Annotated in this window: 16 protein-coding genes; 6 read left to right on the plus strand and 10 right to left on the minus strand. The window is 68.7% G+C overall.

Translation table 11 applies throughout. From position 1 onward, the window contains the following. Position 1 precedes the first annotated feature (1 nt). The 3 genes from rpsR to rpsF form a co-directional block, all read right to left on the minus strand. Positions 2-238 carry a 30S ribosomal protein S18 gene (rpsR, locus tag ACIBVQ_RS26965; protein ID WP_012895699.1) on the minus strand — a complete coding sequence of 79 codons (237 nt, stop codon included), beginning with the start codon at positions 236-238 and terminating at the stop codon, positions 2-4. Between the two features lie 109 nt (positions 239-347). Continuing rightward, entirely contained in the window at positions 348-932 is a 585-nt protein-coding gene (locus ACIBVQ_RS26970; RefSeq protein ID WP_352013655.1) for a single-stranded DNA-binding protein, read from the minus strand. 76 nt (positions 933-1,008) lie between these two features. Next, a complete protein-coding gene (rpsF, locus tag ACIBVQ_RS26975; protein WP_068928239.1) occupies positions 1,009-1,299 on the minus strand; it encodes a 30S ribosomal protein S6 in 291 nt (96 codons plus the stop codon). A 289-nt stretch (positions 1,300-1,588) separates the two neighbouring features. Here rpsF and ACIBVQ_RS26980 point away from each other — a divergent pair, with 289 nt between their 5' ends. Next, a complete protein-coding gene (locus ACIBVQ_RS26980; RefSeq protein WP_399180800.1) occupies positions 1,589-1,825 on the plus strand; it encodes a hypothetical protein in 237 nt (78 codons plus the stop codon). On the opposite strand, the gene ACIBVQ_RS26985 is transcribed toward ACIBVQ_RS26980, so the two are convergent. From ACIBVQ_RS26985 to ACIBVQ_RS27000, 4 genes are all read right to left on the minus strand, one after another. Next, entirely contained in the window at positions 1,816-2,583 is a 768-nt protein-coding gene (locus tag ACIBVQ_RS26985) for a deoxyribonuclease IV (protein WP_399180802.1), read from the minus strand. The two genes, ACIBVQ_RS26980 and ACIBVQ_RS26985, sit on opposite strands and share 10 nt — an antisense overlap. Positions 2,584-2,704: 121 nt before the next feature. Then, a complete protein-coding gene (locus ACIBVQ_RS26990; protein WP_386190859.1) occupies positions 2,705-3,571 on the minus strand; it encodes a hypothetical protein in 867 nt (288 codons plus the stop codon). Positions 3,572-3,581: 10 nt separating this feature from the next. After that, the gene (locus ACIBVQ_RS26995) at positions 3,582-4,871 is read right to left on the minus strand and encodes a glycosyltransferase family 87 protein (RefSeq protein ID WP_399180805.1); all 1,290 of its coding nucleotides are present in this window, start codon (positions 4,869-4,871) and stop codon (positions 3,582-3,584) included. Positions 4,872-4,888: 17 nt separating this feature from the next. Continuing rightward, entirely contained in the window at positions 4,889-7,489 is a 2,601-nt protein-coding gene (locus ACIBVQ_RS27000; RefSeq protein WP_399180807.1) for a transglycosylase domain-containing protein, read from the minus strand. Positions 7,490-8,174: 685 nt separating this feature from the next. Between ACIBVQ_RS27000 and ACIBVQ_RS27005 the strand changes: the two genes are divergently transcribed. Together ACIBVQ_RS27005 and ACIBVQ_RS27010 are read left to right on the plus strand one after the other, a co-directional pair. Further along, complete coding sequence (locus tag ACIBVQ_RS27005; RefSeq protein WP_352013649.1) at positions 8,175-8,843, plus strand: PadR family transcriptional regulator; 669 nt, start codon at positions 8,175-8,177, stop codon at positions 8,841-8,843. Between the two features lie 27 nt (positions 8,844-8,870). Next, entirely contained in the window at positions 8,871-9,950 is a 1,080-nt protein-coding gene (locus tag ACIBVQ_RS27010; protein ID WP_352013648.1) for an inositol-3-phosphate synthase, read from the plus strand. A gap of 82 nt (positions 9,951-10,032) precedes the next feature. On the opposite strand, the gene idi is transcribed toward ACIBVQ_RS27010, so the two are convergent. Beyond that, complete coding sequence (idi, locus tag ACIBVQ_RS27015) at positions 10,033-10,620, minus strand: isopentenyl-diphosphate Delta-isomerase (RefSeq protein ID WP_399180809.1); 588 nt, start codon at positions 10,618-10,620, stop codon at positions 10,033-10,035. A gap of 131 nt (positions 10,621-10,751) precedes the next feature. Between idi and ACIBVQ_RS27020 the strand changes: the two genes are divergently transcribed. Continuing rightward, complete coding sequence (locus ACIBVQ_RS27020; protein WP_399180811.1) at positions 10,752-12,053, plus strand: MFS transporter; 1,302 nt, start codon at positions 10,752-10,754, stop codon at positions 12,051-12,053. Here the strand turns inward: ACIBVQ_RS27020 and ACIBVQ_RS27025 are convergent. Then, a complete protein-coding gene (locus tag ACIBVQ_RS27025; protein WP_399180813.1) occupies positions 12,004-13,266 on the minus strand; it encodes an adenosylmethionine--8-amino-7-oxononanoate transaminase in 1,263 nt (420 codons plus the stop codon). The two genes, ACIBVQ_RS27020 and ACIBVQ_RS27025, sit on opposite strands and share 50 nt — an antisense overlap. Beyond that, on the minus strand, positions 13,236-14,633 hold the full coding sequence (locus ACIBVQ_RS27030; protein WP_352013644.1) for a CCA tRNA nucleotidyltransferase: 1,398 nt from the start codon (positions 14,631-14,633) through the stop codon (positions 13,236-13,238). Before ACIBVQ_RS27030 ends, ACIBVQ_RS27025 begins: the two co-directional genes overlap by 31 nt. Positions 14,634-14,802: 169 nt before the next feature. Here ACIBVQ_RS27030 and ACIBVQ_RS27035 point away from each other — a divergent pair, with 169 nt between their 5' ends. Both ACIBVQ_RS27035 and ACIBVQ_RS27040 read left to right on the plus strand, forming a co-directional pair. Beyond that, on the plus strand, positions 14,803-15,324 hold the full coding sequence (locus ACIBVQ_RS27035) for a YbaK/EbsC family protein (protein WP_362781969.1): 522 nt from the start codon (positions 14,803-14,805) through the stop codon (positions 15,322-15,324). A 46-nt stretch (positions 15,325-15,370) separates the two neighbouring features. Beyond that, positions 15,371-17,503, plus strand: a complete 2,133-nt coding sequence (locus ACIBVQ_RS27040; protein WP_362917188.1) for a DUF6049 family protein — start codon at positions 15,371-15,373, stop codon at positions 17,501-17,503. Positions 17,504-17,556: the final 53 nt, after the last annotated feature.

A 17,556-nucleotide genomic window follows, 5' to 3' on the forward strand; every position in this document is an offset into this window, starting at 1 on the left:
CTTAGCGCGCGGTGCTCATGTACGGCAGGAGCGCCATCTCACGAGCGTTCTTGATAGCGGTCGCCACGTCACGCTGGTGCTGGGTGCAGTTGCCCGTCACCCGGCGGGCACGGATCTTGCCGCGGTCGGAGATGAACTTCCGAAGCAGCGCCGTGTCCTTGTAGTCGACGTAGGAGATCTTGTCGTGGCAGAACAGGCAAACCTTCTTCTTAGGCTTGCGCAGTGCCGGCTTGGCCATCGTGGTGCTCCTTTCAGAGCCCCGCCGTGCGGCGGGAATGGTCGCTGCGGATATGGACTGGTTTTCTCAGTGCGGCCCCGGCCGTCCCGGAGGACGGCCGTGGATGGACCTAGAAGGGCGGTTCGTCGCTGAAGTCGCCGCCACCGAAGTTGTTGCCGCCGCCGTAGTTGCCGCCCGACGGCTGACCGCCGCCGAAGCCGCCACCCGACTGCTGGCCGCCGTAGTTGCCGCCACCGCCGTAGTTGCCGCCCCCCTGGGGAGCGGGCGCGGCCGAGGCCCACGGGTCGTTGGCGGGACCGCCGCCGAAGCCACCGCCACCGCCCTGACGGGCGGTCTTGTTGACCTTGGCGGTCGCGTTCCTCAAGGACGGGCCGACCTCGTCGACCTCGACCTCGTAGACCGTGCGCTTCTCGCCTTCCTTGGTCTCATAGGACCGCTGGCGCAGCCGTCCCTGAACGATGACCCGCATGCCGCGCTGCAGGCTCTCGGCGACGTTCTCCGCCGCCTGCCGCCACACGTTGCAGGTCAGGAACAGGCCTTCGCCGTCCTTCCACTCGTTGGTCTGCTTGTCCAGGAACCTCGGAGTGGACGCGATGCGGAACCGGGCCACGGCTTGCCCCGTAGGGGTGAAACGCAGCTCGGGGTCGTCGACGAGGTTGCCGACGATGGTGATCGTGGTGTCGCCTGCTGCCATGGCTAGCGTTGCCCTTCCTGCGGCCTTTCGCGGTCTATCGGCTCAGAGTACGGCTGCCTCCCGACAAAAGTCGGGGTTAGTGCACGTCCGGACGCAGGACCTTGGTGCGGAGGATGCCCTCGTTGAGGTTCATCTGCCGGTCGAGCTCCTTGACCGTCGCGGGCTCGGCGGTCAGGTCGATGACGGCGTAGATGCCCTCGGGCTTCTTGGCGATGTCGTAGGAGAGCCTGCGACGACCCCACACGTCGACCTTCTCCACGGTGCCGCCGTCGTTGCGGACGACACTGAGGAACTGGTCGAGGGAAGGGGCCACGGTGCGCTCATCGAGCGAAGGGTCGAGGATGACCATCACTTCGTAACGACGCATGCTGGCTTCCAACCTCCTCTGGACTTTTGCGGTCACGACACCGTGTCGTGACAGGAGGACGCTGACGTCTTCACCGCGGACGCCCATTTCGGCGCCCATGGCGGAGGGTGGCGATGACACACCCATGCGACGTAGCCGTGCCAGCCTACCAGGCTGTCAATGGTTGGACCGTCAGGACGCGGGCACTCCTCTAGCAGAGGAAAGGGGAGGTGGAAACATGTCGGACGCGCCTCGTCTACCTGGGAACCCGATCTCCCGAATACTGGACAACGACGGTCAGCGGCATCCCGTGCAGAACGTCCTGAGCGTCGTCACCATCGCCTGCGGTCTGATCGCCTTCGTCGCCGGGTTCTTCCCCGCCGCGCACGCGGTCGCCTGCTGGCTTGGCGTGGTGGGGTTCGTCGGCGGCCTCTACTCCCAGTACGTCTCGGCGACGACCCCGGAACGCGCCCTCAACATCGTGGGCATCGTGGCCTCCTTCGTAGGCGTCGCCTTCGGCATCTACCACGGCGGCTTCTACCCCTGAGCCAACTCTTTTCTCAGCAGGGCGATGTCCTCCGCCTGGCCGTCGCCGGGGGTTTCGACCACGATGGGGGCGTTGGCCTTCCGGCAGGCGGCGAGGATGAGGTCGGTGTCGATCTGGCCCGCGCCGAGGTTGGCGTGCCGGTCCGCGCCCGAGCCCGCGGCGTCGCGGGAGTCGTTGCAGTGGATCAGGTCGATCCGGCCGGTGATGGCCATGATCTGCTCGACCGCCTGCTCCAGGTCGATGCCTCCGGCCCAGGCATGGCAGGTGTCCAGGCAGAATCCGACGTCGAAGCCGTCGAGGGCCTCCCACAGCCGGGCGATGCTCTCCAGTTTCCGCGCCATGGCGTTGCCGCCGCCCGCGGTGTTCTCGATGAGCACCGGGACCTCGTGCTCCTCAAGGCGTTCGAACACCTTGCGCCAGTTGTCGAAGCCCTTCTGGGGGTCGTCGCCCGCGTTGACGTGGCCGCCGTGCACGATGAGGCCCTTGGCGCCGACCTCGGCCGCCGCCGCCAGATGGGAGCTGAGCAGCTTCCTGCTGGGGATGCGGATCCGGTTGTTCGAGGTGGCCACGTTGATGACGTAGGGGGCGTGGACGTAGGCGGCGACGTCGGAGTCCTTGATGTCCCGTGTCTTGTCCCCGATGACGGGGGCCTTCCAGCCCTGCGGCTCTCCGAGGAAGAACTGCGCCACTTCCGCGCCGCGCGCCCTGGCGTGGGTCAGTGGATCGTCCTGGTCGACATGAGCTCCGATTAGCGGCATGTGTTCGAGCGTAGCCGTTTCGGCAAGCCGTACGGGGGCTCCGCCCACGACAAGGGATGGTAATCCCCAGCCTGTGGATAACTTTTCTGGATTACTTTTCGCCGGAAGTGGGTAGGGATGATCACCCCGCCCTGACGCTCTCCAGATAGGTCAGCGCGTTGAGCAGCATCAGGGGGGTCGTCAGCAGCGCGTAGACGACGAGCACCCACCAGCGTCCCCGGGCGCCGGCCCTGGCCACGAGCACGAAGACGGGCCACCACAGCAGTACGGCGCGCGGAATCGCCAGGTAGGAGGCCGAACAGATCAGAACTCCCGCCTGGAGCCCCACGTAGACGAGTTCGCTCCAGCGCCGCAGGAACAGCAACAGCAGCACCAGCCCGACCGCGAAGACCGCCCCGGCGAGTTCCATCTGGAACAGCAACGCGGAGCGTTCCTCGGCGAGGGCGGAGCGCCAGATCGAGGCCAGCGACTCCCAGGGCCACACGAACCACCGGCCCCAGCCCGCCTCCTGCGCCTGCCCCCAGGTCAGCCAGTCTCCGCCGTTGAGCCGCTGCCAGCCGGAGCGCAGCAGCAACGGCGCGAACGGCAGCGCCAGCCATCCCGCCCGCCGTACCGGGGTGCCGGAGCCGAAGAACTCGACGATCAGGGCGAGGGCGAGGAACAGCCCGGTGATCCGTACGCATGACGCGCCCGCGGCCAGGGCGGCGGCCAGTGGCCAGCGGCCCCGGCGCGCGGCCAGCCAGGCGGGGATCGCCAGGGCCAGGAACAACGACTCGTCGTAGCCCGCCACCAGGAACACCGACGTCGGCCAGAGCAGCAGCGCCACGGCCGCCCGCCGGCCGCCGGGGCGCCGCCCCTCAGGCTCGGCCGTCTCGGTGTCTGCCAGCTTGGCCAGCGCCACCACGGCCACCGCGCAGGCCGCCACCGAGACGAGCGCCCCCGTCAGCGACCAGTCGGTCGTGAACAGGGGCGCGGCGAACAGGGTCAACGGTTGTGTCTCAGGAGAGGGCGAGCCTGAACTTGTCGGGGGCGCCGTCGAAGACCCCGCCCGACCGGTCGTCGATCCCGTCCTGCCTGAGCACGTCCTTGTCCGGCCTGAGGATGTCGCGCACCACGAAGCCCATCATGATCAGGATGGTGATCACCCGGCCCCACACGGCGGTGAAGTAGGTGTCGTCGGTGATGCCGAGGGCCGCGCTCTCCGGCCTCTGGGTCAGGAGGTAGAGCCAGATCGCGAAGAAGTACCAGCACTCGGCGATCTGCCACAGGGCGATCGGCTTCCAGTTCGGCCTGGCCAGGACGGCGAAGGGGATCAGCCACAGGACGTACTGCGGCGACCACACCTTGTTGGTGATCATGAAGGCGGCCAGGGTGAGGAAGCACAGCTGCATCAGCCGGGGCCGCGTCTTGGCCGTCACCGCGAGCACGGCGATCGCCAGGCAGCAGGCGCCGAGCGAGACGATGCCCAGCATGTCGAGCCGTTCCGGATCGCCCAGGAACGGCCACTGCTTGTTGCCGAAGAAGTACCAGATGGAGCCCCAGTCGGCGCGCCGCTCCTGGCTGAAGACGTAGAACTTGCTCCAGCCGGGGAAGGCGGCGAGCATGACCGGGACGTTGACCACGAGCCAGGAGGCCGCGACGCCGCCGACGGTCTGCAGGAACGGCTTCCACTTCCCGGTGCGCACCGTCAGCAGGAACAGCGGGCCGAGGAACATCACCGGGTAGAACTTCGTGGCGATGGCCAGCCCGAGCATGACGCCCGCGAGCCACTGCCGCTGCTTCGACCAGGCGAGCATCGCGGCCAGGGCGAGGGCGCCGGCCGCCAGGTCCCAGTTGATGTAGGCGGTGAGGATCAGCGAGGGGGCCAGGGCGTACCAGAGCGCGTCCCAGCGCCGGGTGGGACCGGCGAGCGCGGCCATGAGCACCACGCCGACGATCAGGCACAGGGCCATGAGGATCACGGTCAGGTCGTAGAAGGCGACCGCGGGATCAGCCATGGAGGAGGCGATCCTACGGAAGATCTCCATGATCCCGCCGATGCCGACGGGGTACTCGACCGGATAGTCGAAGTAGGGGATCTTGCCCTCGCTGAGCTTCTCGTTCCACCACAGCGGATAGATGTCGGTGTAACAGAAGTTCGTGAACTGCAGGGTTCCGTCGTTCCAGGCCCCGCCGAACCGGCAGGGCCACTTCCACAGGAAAGAGAGCACCGCCCCCAGGGCCCCGAAGAGGGCCAGGGGGATGTAGGGGGTGACTCGCGCGCCTAAGGAGGGCAGCGCGACAGGCATTGTCTGGGCGCTCTTCATCAATGGTGTTGTCCTGTCGGTTTTGGATCAGGTACGGCCGCACCCGGCGCGGCTCCCGAGTCGAGCCCGATGCCGTCGCCGGTTCCGTCTCCCGTGCCGTCGCCTATCCCGTCGCCGGTACCGTCACCGGTTCCGTCGCCGGTGCCGTCAGGGTCTTCGCGCTGACCGGTCCCCGTGCCGTTGTCGTCCAGCGACGAGTCGCAGGAGATGTCCCCGGGCTGACACTGGTCACCGCCCTGGTCGCCGTTCCCGTCACCGTCGTAGTCGCCGTAACCACCGTCGCCGTCGTCGGGGTTCTCGGTCGCGGTCGGCGTCGGCGAGGGTTCGGGCTTGGGCGCGAGGTTCTTGTCCGTACCGACGTTGGCGGGCGGCGGGAACTGCATGACCTCCTTGCCGCGCATGGCCTCCTGCATGAAGGCGTGCCACACGCGGGTGGGGTAGGTCGCGCCCTGGATGTCGCCCAGCGAGATCTCAGCGTTGGTCTTCTTCTGCTGGCGGTACATGCCGACCGCGGTGGACAGCTGCGGGGTGAACCCGACGAACCAGGCTTCCTTGTTCTCGTCGTTGGTTCCGGTCTTGCCCGCGACCGGCCGGTCGGACAGGGCGGCGGCGCGGCCGGTACCCCTGGGATCCTTGATCACCTGCTGGAGCGCGACGATGGCGTCGGCGGCGCTGTCGGGGCTGATGACCTGGGTCGGCTGGTCGTTCTCCTTGAGCACCGTCACCTTGTCACGGTCGAGAACCTTGATCACTACGTGGTTGTCGTAGTGCTTGCCGGCGTTGGCGAAGATCGAGTAGCCACCGGCCTGCTCGACCGGGGTGACCTGGCCGGAACCGATCGTGATGGCGAAGGCGTGACGCTGCTCCGCCTCCTTGAGCCGCTCCTCGCTGAGGCCCGCGCCGGAGGCGATGGCGATGACTTTGTCGAGGCCGACCTCCTCGCCCATCTGCACGAAGGCGGTGTTGACGGACTCGGCGGTGGCCCTGACGACGTTCACCGAACCGCCGGGGATGTCGTGGGAGTTCTTGATCGGGTTGGTGCCCGGCGCCTTGATCGGACCCTTGCCCGTCAGGTAGCTGTTGAGGCTGTTGCCCGCCTCAAGCCAGGCGGCCAGCACGTAGGGCTTGAACGCCGAGGCCGCCTGCTTCTGCGACATGAACGCGTCGTTCCACTCGGTCTTGGTGAAGCTGGGACCGCCGTAGAAGGCGAGCACCCGCCCGTTGCGGGGATCGACGGCCGCCAGACCGGTGTGGATCTCGGGGGACAGGCCCGAGGTGTTCTCCTGGACGGCCTTCTTCGCCGCGAGCATCAGCTTCTTGTCGAACGTCGAGTAGATCTTGTAGCCGTTCCGCTTGACGTCTTCCTCACTGATCCCCCGGCGGTTGAGCTCCTTGAGCACCTCGGTGATCATGTAACCGTTGATGCCCTTGTAGTAGTCCTTGTTGGCGTAGGTGACCCGCTTGGGAGCCGTGGGGGTCTTGGTGAGCAGCGAGCCGTACTTGTCGGGGAACATCTCGGCCATGCCCTTGATCACGTAGGTGTAGCGCTCCTGGGTCGGTGCCAGGTTCTTGGCTATCTCCGCGCGGTCGAAGGCGTCGGGGTTCTGGATGCGGCCCGCGAGGTAGGCGCCCATCTCCGGGGTCAGCTCGTCGACGTTCCTGTTGAAGAACGACTTGGCCGCGGCCTGGATGCCTCTGGCTCCGCGGCCGAAGTAGATGGTGTTGAGGTACTGCTCAAGGATCTTGTCCTTTGGCAGCTCTTTGTTGATCTTGATCGCGACGAAGATCTCCTTGATCTTCCGCTGGATCGAGACCTCCTGGCTGAGCCCGTCGTAGTAGTTACGGGCCATCTGCTGGGTGATCGTCGAGGCGCCCTGGACCTGGGCGCCGCTGACCGTACTCCACAGCGATCGGGCCATGCCCCTGAAGTCGATGCCACTGTCCTCGCGGAAGCTGCGGTTCTCCGCGGCGATCACCGCGTCCTTAACGTGCTCGGGCACCTTGTCGATCGAGACGATCGTCCGCTTGACGCCGAGGCGGGCGAGCACGGTCTTGTCGCTGTAGTAGATGACGCTGCCCTCGTCGTCCACGTCCGCCTGGGTGGTGGTGGGGACGGGGATGTTGGCGTAAGCGACGGCGATCATGCCGAAGACGCCCGCGACGAAGATGGTGAAGCCCGCGACCACGATCTTCCAGCTCGGCAGGAATCGCTTCCAGCCCGTACGCCGCGGCTTGCGGTCGTCCTCGTCGTCAGGGCCGCCGGGACCACCGGGACCACTGCCTCCGCCGGGACCCGTGGGGCCACCGCCGCCCGGACCGTCGAGCTGCTCGGCGCCACCCTGTCCCTGGAAGTCGGCCCGCGCCGCGGAGCCGCGGCGCGCGCGCCTGCGTCCGCCGGGGGCCGCCGGGCCTCCTGAGGCGCCCGTGCTCATCTGCGTGGCCGGTCCCGCCGCCTGCATGGGCGAGCCGATCTGGGTGGCCTGGTCGTCCATGGCCGCCCGCGCGCCGGGTCCCGCCTGCGGGGCGGCCTGCGGCATGGGGGACTGGTGCACGGCCGTGTGGGCCGTGGGCGACGAGCCTCCGGCCTGGGCGGCCAGCATGGCCTGGGTGTCCTCGAAGGCGGCCTCCGCCCTGCGCCCACCGAGCGGGGGCGCTTCCTGCCCGCCCTGCCCAGGACCAGGGGCACCGTAAGGCGGCCGTCCCTGGAAGTTCGGCTGGGGGTAAACCTGGGTCGCCTGACCGGCGTCTCCGGTTTGGGGAAGCGGTGGCGGGGGAACCGCGGAGGAAGCGGCTCCCGTGCCTGAGCGACGGCGCCGTCCCTGGCGAGACGCGTCAGGGGCTTGAGAGCGCCCGTACGGCTCCGGGTCATGGCTGTTGCTGTAACTCACGCGTCCTCGTTCGGTCATCGGGGTCTACGACGGCGTGCAGGCGGGTGAGATTACCGCTTGAACGCGATCTTTCTCAGCGCCTTGGCTCACTGGTAGCCGCCCCTTTGGGGCGGATCTCCGTTCCCGAGGACGGGTGAGGCCGTCAGCTGGTTCCACGGACCACGATGGCAGACCACCCCCATCCGAGCGTGGAATTTCCCACATTGGGAAGTGGTCTTGGCCATGCCAGGGGGCAAGCCCGCTGCCGCTCGCTGTGACCACATAAGCGCCAGACTACGGCTTTTTACTGTTTGCGCCCAACCTCTTGGGAAAGTCGTTAATTGCAGAGATATGTTGGGCCGACGTATCCTCAGGATGTATCGGCTCGATACATCGACGCGAGAGGTGGTGGTTTCCCGTGGCCGGCGGACGTGGCGGCGTGCTAGAGCTCGCCGTGCTCGGGTCGCTGCACGAGACCCCGCTCCACGGTTATGAGCTGCGCAAACGGCTCAACTCTCTCCTCGGGATGTTTCGCGCGTTCTCCTACGGCTCGCTCTATCCCTGCCTTCGTCAGCTCCTGACCGACGGGCTCATCGTCGAGGACGACGACTCGGACGTGCCCACCGCCGAGAGCCCCATCACGCTCACCGGCAGACGCTCAAAGATCGTCTACAAGCTGACGACGGAGGGGAAGGAGCGCCTCCAGGAGCTGCTCACCCAGGCCGGTCCATCCGCCTGGGAGGACGAGAGCTTCGGCGTCCACTTCGCCTTCTTCAGGCACACCGAGACAGAGGTGCGGCTGCGGATTCTCGAAGGCCGCCGCAGCAGGCTCGAAGAGCGGCTCGACGGTGTCCGTACGGCTCTGGCCAGGACCCGGGAGCGGCTGGACAGCTACACGCTAGAGCTCCAGCGTCACGGTCTGGAGTCGGTCGAACGCGAAGTGCGCTGGTTGAATGAGCTGATCGCCACGGAGCGACGGAGTTCCGCGTCCGAACAGGAGCGACGCTCCACACAGGAAGGGACCTCCCGGGCGCCCGCGCCCGGCACGGATAACAGGGGGCGGCACCCCGCCTCGGAAGACAATTGACCATTAAGAACAAGGGGAGCGAGTGCCATGGGTTCGGTGCGCGTAGCCATTGTCGGTGTAGGCAACTGCGCCTCGTCGCTCGTGCAGGGCGTGCATTACTACAGGGACGCCGACCCGGGTAGCCGGGTGCCGGGCCTGATGCACGTCAAGTTCGGTGACTACCACGTCGGCGACGTCGAGTTCGTCGCCGCCTTCGACGTGGACGCGAAGAAGGTCGGGCGCGACCTCTCCGAGGCGATCGTCGCCTCGGAGAACAACACCATCAAGATCTGCGACGTGCCGCCGCTCGGCGTCACCGTGCTGCGCGGTCACACCTTCGACGGTCTCGGCGAGTTCTACCGCGACATGATCGAGGAGTCCGACGAGGCCCCGGTGGACGTCGTGCAGGTCCTGAAGGACAACAAGGTCGACGTCCTCGTCTCCTACCTGCCGGTCGGTTCCGAGGAGGCCGACCGTTTCTACGCCCAGTGCGCCATCGACGCCAAGGTCGCCTTCGTCAACGCGCTCCCCGTCTTCATCGCCTCCGACCCCGTGTGGGCGGAGAAGTTCACCGAGGCCGGTGTGCCGATCGTCGGCGACGACATCAAGTCGCAGGTCGGCGCCACCATCACGCACCGGGTGATGGCCAAGCTGTTCGAGGACCGCGGCGTCGAGCTGCTGCGCACCTACCAGCTGAACTTCGGCGGGAACATGGACTTCATGAACATGCTGGAGCGCAAGCGCCTGCAGTCCAAGAAGATCTCCAAGACCCAGTCGGTCACCTCGCAGATCCCGCACGAGATGGGCAAGGCCGACGTGCACATCGGCCCGTCCGACCACGTGCCGTGGCTCGACGACCGCAAGTGGGCCTACGTCCGCCTTGAGGGCAGGTCCTTCGGCGACACCCCGCTGAACCTGGAGTACAAGCTGGAGGTCTGGGACTCGCCCAACTCCGCCGGCATCATCATCGACGCGGTCCGCGCGGCCAAGATCGCTCTTGACCGGGGCATCGCCGGGCCCATCCTGTCGGCCTCCTCCTACTTCATGAAGTCCCCGCCGGAGCAGTACTCCGACGACGAGGCCAGGGAGTACGTGGAGAAGTTCATCCGTGGCGAGGTCGAGCGCTGAAGCCCATCCCGCCGATGACAAGGCCCTCCACCCGGTCCGGGCGGAGGGCCTCGCCGTACGGCCGGGCGGCCGGGTCGAGCCGTCAGGCGGGACGGGCGGCGGGCGGCAGCTCCGCCGGGTCGGCGACCGGCCAGCCGAGCGGGTCGTCGCCGAGCTTCACCAGGTGGGGCACCTGCTCGCGGCACCAGGGGGAGACCGCGAGGTCACCGTTGAGCACCCCGGCTGCGAACTCCCGCCACGGCATCCAGCGCGTCTCCCCGACCTCCTCGGGGTTGGGGACGGCCTCGGCGTCGACCACGGCCCGGTAGACCGGGCACAGCTCCCGCTCGACGATCCCGCTGTCCATGACCGCGCGGTAGGAGAAGTCCGGCAACACCAGGTCGACACCGGTGACGGAGAGGCCGAGCTCGTGGGAGAGCCTGCGCAGCACCGCGCCGGACAGCGGTTCGCCGGGCAGCGGGTGCCCGCAGCAGCTGTTCGTCCACACCCCCGGCCAGGTGATCTTGTGCGACGCCCTGCGGGTGAGCAGCACCCGTCTCAGGCCGTCGAACACGTAGCTGGAGAAGGCGAGGTGCAGAGGCGTGTCGGAACCGTGCACCGTCGCCTTGGGCGCCGTGCCGATCGCGTTTCCCTCGGGGTCGACGAGCACGACGTGTTCATCAGCTGTCACCCGACCGAGGGTACGTGACCATGTCAGCTCGTTCTTCCTGATCAGCGTTACGTCATGAAAGGTGATGAAGTGTCCGGCAAGGCGGGTTCCTCCTGACGTCGTGGCCGATTCGCCACGCGTAGGCTGAGCCCGTGTCATTCGCATCCGACCTACGCGTACTGCTGAGGGGCCAGGACTTCAGGCGGCTGTTCGGTACCCGTCTCGCCTCCCAGTTCTCCGACGGTGTCTTCCAGTTCGCGGTGACCGGATTCGCCTTCTTCAGCCCGGAGAAGAACACCAGCGCGGCGGAGGTCGCCGTCGGGCTGGCCGTGCTGTTCCTGCCGTACTCGATCCTCGGTCCCTTCGTCGGCGTGTTCATCGACCGGTGGTCCCGGCGCCAGATCCTGGTGATCGCGCCGATGGTGCGCGCGACGCTGCTGTTCCTGGCCGCCGCGCTGCTGCTCGTCGGCGTCCCCGACGGGGTCTTCTACGCCGCAGCGCTCGCCGTGCTCGGCGTCAACCGTTTCTTCCTGGCCGCCCTCGGCGCCTCGCTGCCGCACGTCGTCCCCGGCGACCGGCTGCTGGCGGCCAACGCGGTCACCCCCACCTCGGGCACCGTCGTGACCTTCGTCGGCGCGGGGCTCGGCTACCTGCTGAACCGGCTCCTCGGCGGCGACCACCGCAGCACGGCGGCACTGCTGATCATCTCCGGCGTCACCTTCGGTTCGAGCGCGCTGATCGCCAGGACCATGGACAGGCGCCTCCTCGGCCCGGTCCACGACGCGGGCAGGCCGCAGGCCGGCCAGGCGCTGCGCAACGTGGTCGGCGGCCTGGTCGACGGCGCGCGTCACATCGCGGGTCACCGGGCCGCCGCGGCCGCGCTCGGCGCGATGGCCACCCATCGCTTCGTGTACGGCATGTGCACGGCGATGATCGTGATGCTCTCGCGCAACCACTTCGCCCACAGCGCGGAGAACGCGCTGGACGTGGCCTCCCTGGTGCTGGCCACCTCGGGGGTCGGCTACGCCCTGGCCGTGGTGCTGACGCCGTGGGCGACCGAGCGCTTCGAGATCGACATCTGGATCCCGACCATGCTGGCCGGCGCGGGGGTGCTGTCGTTCGCGCTGTGCGCGCCGTTCCAGCAGTGGGGCTTCGCGGTCGGCGGTTTCGTGCTCGGCCTGGCGGGACAGAGCATCAAGATCTGCACCGACACCCGGGTGCAGAGCGACATCGAGGACGTCTACCTCGGCCGGGCCTTCTCCCTCTACGACATGCTCTTCAACGGCACCTACGTGATCGCCGCCGCGATCGCCGCCGCGCTGCTGCCCGCCGACGGCAGGTCCATGCTGGTGCTCGGGCTCATCACCGCCGGATACCTCGGCGGCGCCGTGGTCTACCGGGCGGTCACCTCGGCGGATCGATCGAGAACGCCGCTGCCGTCATCGCGGTCGTGACCAGGCCGAGGTCGTCGCCGATCGAGTAGGGCGGCATCGTGTAGAGCAACCGCCCGAACGGCCGCAGCCAGACCCCGTGATCCATCACCACATCCTGGACGCGCCGGACGTCGATCGGCTCGTGGGTCTCGATGACGCCGATCGCGCCGAGCACCCGCACCTGCCTGACACCGGGTGCCCCGGCGGCCTCGGCCAGCCCCCGGGTCAGGCCCTCCTCGATCAGGGCGACCTCCCGCCGCCAGGGGCGTTCGGCCAGCAGGCCGAGACTGGCGCCCGCGACGGCACAGGCCAGCGGGTTGCCCATGAAGGTCGGGCCGTGCATGAGCGTCCCGATGCCCTCGGCGACCCGCTCCGTGCACAGCGCCGCGGCCAGGGACATGTAGCCGCCCGTCAGCGCCTTGCCCAGGCACATGATGTCGGGGCGGATCCCGGCGTGGTCGCAGCCGAACAGCTCTCCCGTCCTGCCGAAGCCGGTGGCGATCTCGTCGGCGATCAGCAGCAGGCCGTACTCGTCGGCCAGCTCGCGAAGCCTGCGCAGGTAGACGGGGTGGTAGAAGTGCATGCCGCCCGCGCCCTGCACGACCGGCTCCACGATGATCGCCGCCAGTTCGTCCGCGTGCGCGGCGACGGTCTTCTCCAGGTGGGCCAGGTAGTCCTCGTCGAGCGCGGCGGGCGGCCGGTCGGCGAACACGTGCTCGGGCAGGGCGCCGGAGAACAGGTGGTGCATGCCGTTGACCGGGTCGCAGACGGCCATCGCGCCGAAGGTGTCGCCGTGGTAGCCGCCCCTGACCGTGAGCAGGCGGCTCCTCCCGGTGAACTGGAAGGCCATCTTGATCGCGACCTCGACCGCGACCGAGCCCGAGTCGGCCAGGAAGACCCGGGGCAGCCCGGTCATGTCCGCCAGGGTGCTCGCCAGCCGTACGGCGGGCTCGTGCGTGAGGCCGCCGAACATGACGTGCGCCATGTCCCCGAGCTGGTCGGTCAGCGCCTGGTTGAGCCTGGGGTGGTTGTAGCCGTGGACGGCCGCCCACCAGGACGACATGCCGTCGACCAGGCGCCTGCCGTCGGCGAGCGTCAGCCGTACCCCGTCGGCCCTGGAGACCGTGTGCACGGGCACGGCCGGAGGCACCGAGGCGTAGGGGTGCCACACGTGCTCACGGTCGAGGGCCTCCCAGGAGGGGTTCAGGACGAGATCCCGTTCTCCTCGGCCCACTCGCGCAGGGCGAGCGCGGCGGTCTCCTTGCCGACGACCCCCCTGTCCAGGCGCATCTCCAGCAGGAACTTGTAGGCGCGTCCCACGACGGGCCCCGGGGGCACGCCCAGGATCTCCTGGATCTCGTTGCCGTCGAGCTCGGGACGGATCTTGCCGAGCTCCTCCTCCTCGGCCAGCCTGGCGATGCGCTCCTCAAGCTGGTCGTAGGTCTGCGACAGCGTCTGGGCCTTGCGCCTGTTGCGGGTCGTGCAGTCGGCGCGGGTCAGCTTGTGCAGGCGGTCGAGCAGGTGCCCGGCGTCACGGACGTAGCGGCGCACGGCCGAGTCGGTCCACTCGCCGGTGCCGTACCCGTGGAAGCGCAGGTGCAGCTCGACCAGCTTGGAGACGTCGGAGACCACGTCCTTGGGGAACTTCAGCTCCGTCAGGCGCTTCTTGGCGAGCTGGGCGCCGACCACCTCGTGGTGGTGGAAGGAGACCCGGCCCCCGGCCTCGTGGCGGCGGGTCTTCGGCTTGCCGACGTCGTGCAGCAGCGCGGCCCAGCGCAGGATGCCGTCCGCGCCGTTCTCCTCAAGGCCGATCGCCTGCTCAAGCACGATCAGCGTGTGCTCGTAGACGTCCTTGTGCCGGTGGTGCTCGTCGATCTCCAGACGGAGCTTGGGCAGCTCGGGCAGGACGTGGGCGGCCAGGCCCGTCTCGACCAGGATCGTCAGCCCCTCGCGGGGGTGGGCGCCGCGGATGAGCTTGTCCAGCTCGTCACGGATGCGCTCGGCCGAGACGATCTCGATGCGCTCGGCCATCGCGGTCATCGCGGCCAGCGCCGCCGGATCGACCGTGAAGCCGAGCTGGGCGGCGAACCTCGCGGCCCTGAGCATCCGCAGCGGGTCGTCGTCGAAGGAGCGCTCCGGGGGGCCGGGCGTGCGCAGCACCTTGGCGTGCAGGTCGTCCAGACCGCCGTGGGGGTCGACGAACTCGCGTGAGGGCAGGCGCAGCGCCATCGCGTTGACCGCGAAGTCACGCCTGGCCAGGTCGCCTTCGAGCGTGTCACCGTAGGCCACCTCCGGCTTGCGCGAGGCGGGGTCGTAGGACTCGCTGCGGTAGGTGGTGATCTCCAGCTGCCAGCCGTCCTTGCGGGCGCCGACCGTGCCGTAGTCGATGCCGACCGTCCAGACCGAGTCGGCCCAGCCGCGCACGAGGTCGAGGACGGCCTCGGGGCGCGCGTCGGTGGTCAGGTCGAGATCGTTGCCTATCCTCCTGAGGAAGACGTCACGAACCGATCCGCCGACGAGGGCGATCTGGTATCCCTTCGCGGCGAACAGCTCGCCGAGTTCGTCGGCTACGGGGGCGATCTTTCTAAACAGTTCGCTCATACCGTGCCGCTGCTTCTCAGTCAGGTTTGAAAGGGACAAGCCGGGTAGGTCCTTCGGTTACGGAACATGTTCCCCACTGGGGATACACCTCAAGCGATCACCAGGTTACGGTCGGTCAAGAGACCGTCGGGGGCGTGCGTCGAGGCTAGTCGAGGCAAGGAGCACACACATGAAGGACGCCCTCGCGATCCACCGCTGGCTCCTCGCACACCAGGTTCATCATGAGATCGTACGCCTTCCCCGTGTGATGACGTGCGCCGAGGAACTGCCGGAACTGCTGGCCGTGAGCCCGGCGACCTGCGTCGTGGTGACCGTCTTCGAGGCCACGACCTCCGTGGGGCGAGAACCCGTCGCCGTCGTCGCCTCCGCCGCCTCCCCGCCCAAACTCGGCGCCGTCGGCGGCGCGCTCGGCGCCCGCAAGGTCAGGCCCGCCTCCGCCTTCACGGTGAACTCCGCGACCGACTACGCGGCCGGGCTGGTCTGCCCGCTGCTGCTGCCCGACGGACTGACCACGCTGGTCGACGAACGACTCGCCCGCGCCGGCGACCTCGTCCACACCCCCACGGGTGAACGTCGTACGGCGCTGCTCATCAGAACGGAACACCTTCTGTCGCTTGTTTCAGGGAAGACCATCGACCTGGCCCAATCCCGGTCACGGAGGGAGCAGGTGACCTTCCCGCTCGCCGGATAGGCCATAGCATTACGGGCGTGCGCCGTACTCGACCCCGGGCCAGCGCGTGATCCGCAAGGCCACGCTGCTCGCCGTACTGACCGCCACGCTGCTCTCCCCCGCGGCCGTGGCCGTTCCTGGTACGGCGAGTGCCCAGACGACTGAGACCGCCGCCGGGCGGCAGGCGCCCCAGCTGGTGATCGGCGCGCTGACGCCGGACGTGACCCGTGAGCCGACCACCGAGATCAAGTTCTCCGGCACCTTCGTCAACACCGGGACCCAGACGGTCACCGGCATGCGGCGCAGGATGTACTACTCCTCCCAGCCGTTCACGCGGCGCTCCGACATGGAGGCCTACGTCGGCGGAGTGGGCGCCCAGCCGACCTCCTGGCGCGACGAACTCGTCCTGCAGCCGGAGAGCCTCGCGCCGGGGGCCAAGGCCTCCTGGGACTTCACCTTCACCCCGCAGCAACTGAGCCTGACCCGTTTCGGGGTCTATCCGCTCATGGTCGAGGTGCGCGACGTCTACGGGCAGCCGATCGCCGTCCAGCGCACCTTCCTGGTCCACATGCCCGTCGGCACCCAGGTGGCCCGCACCCGGCTGGCCATGGTGCTGCCGATCGTCGACCAGCCCCGCAGGGCCGTCGACGGCGTCTTCCTCGACGACACCCTGTCGGCCTCCATGGCCCCGGGCAAGCGCCTGGGCAACCTGCTCAAGCTCGCCCAGAGCACCGCCTCGGCCAAGAACCTCACCTGGGTCCTTGACCCCTCCCTCATCGACGACGCCCAGACCCTGGGCGAGCCGTACTCGGTGAAGGTCAAGGACAAGGTGGAGAGCCGTTCCGGCGACACCGCGGCGGCGGCCTGGCTCGGCGACCTGCGCACCGCCCTGGTCAACGAGCCGGTTGTGGCGACGCCCTACGCCGACCCCGACGTGGCGGCGCTGGCCCACGGCGGCGTCGACGACTCGGCGAAGACCGCGGTAGAGGCGGCCAGGCTGGTCGGCAGCAGGGCCTTCGGCCGTGACCTCATCACCACCCTGAACTGGCCGGCCAACGGGAAGATCGACTACGACGGCCTCGACCTGCTCGCCGCCCAGGGCGTCAAGACCGTGCTGCTCGACGAGGCCGCCCTGCCGCCGACGACGCCTCCGGCGACCACGCCGGACGCCTCGGCGACCCTGAACACCGTCAACGGCCCGGTCACCGCCCTGCTCACCGACAGGACGCTGAGCGAGGCCCTCGGCGCGGACGTCACGGTGCCCGGCGCCGCCGTGCTGAGCCGCAGGCGCTTCATCGCCGAGACCGCGATGCTCGCCGCCGAGCCGGTGACCACCCGGCGGACCGTGATCGCCGCCCCCCAGCGGCGCTGGTCCCCCGATCCCGCCTATGTGACGGACCTGGTCAAGACGGCCGCCTCACTGCCGTGGCTGGCTCCGGCCAGGCTCGACTCGATCAGGCCGGGCAAGGGCCTCGCGCCGCAGCGGGCCGACCTCACCTACACCGAGCAGGACCGGCGCGCCGAGCTGGCCAAGCCGTACATGAAGAGCGTCAGGCGGGTCGGCCGCCGCGCCGACCTGACCTCGGCGATCACCAAGGCGCAGGACTTCGACGTGTTCGACCTGGCGCTGCTGCGGCTCTCCTCCTCCGCCTGGCGGGAGCGGGGGGACGCCGCGACACCGTACGTCGAGCAGGTGGACACGGCGGTCGACGACCGCATCAAGCAGGTCTCCATCACCGGCAACGAGCAGTCCCCGTTACGCACGCTCGCGGGCACCAACGGCGAGGTGCCGATCAGCGTCCGCAACGGCCTGACCGGGGCGGGCAGCGAGGTCTCGGTCCGCCTCAGGGTGACCTCGGAGCAGCCCAAACTGCTGAAGATCGAGACCTACGAGGACCACCGGACCATCCTGGGCGGTCAGAGCGACACCGTCAGGGTCCCCATGACGGTGCTGGCCAGTGGCCAGACGACGGTCAAGGTCCAGCTGATGACGGACGACGGACGCAGGTACGGCGCGCCCGTCGAGATCACGGTCCGCACGACCGGCTACACCGGGATCGCCCTGGTGATCGTCGGGGCGGCCCTCATGGTCCTGCTGGCCGCGGTCGTCCTGCGCGTCCTGCGGCGCAGGGGAGGCCGCCGGGCGGCGGCGGCCGTACCACCGAGGCGCGCGAGCGCTCCGGCGGGCACCGAGTCGTGACGGCCCGGCGGCCCGGCGATCTGGCGAGCGATTCGAGCGATCTGGCGGAGGAA

The sequence above is a fragment of the Streptosporangium sp. NPDC049376 genome, assembly GCF_044466505.1.
Lineage (GTDB): Bacteria > Actinomycetota > Actinomycetes > Streptosporangiales > Streptosporangiaceae > Streptosporangium.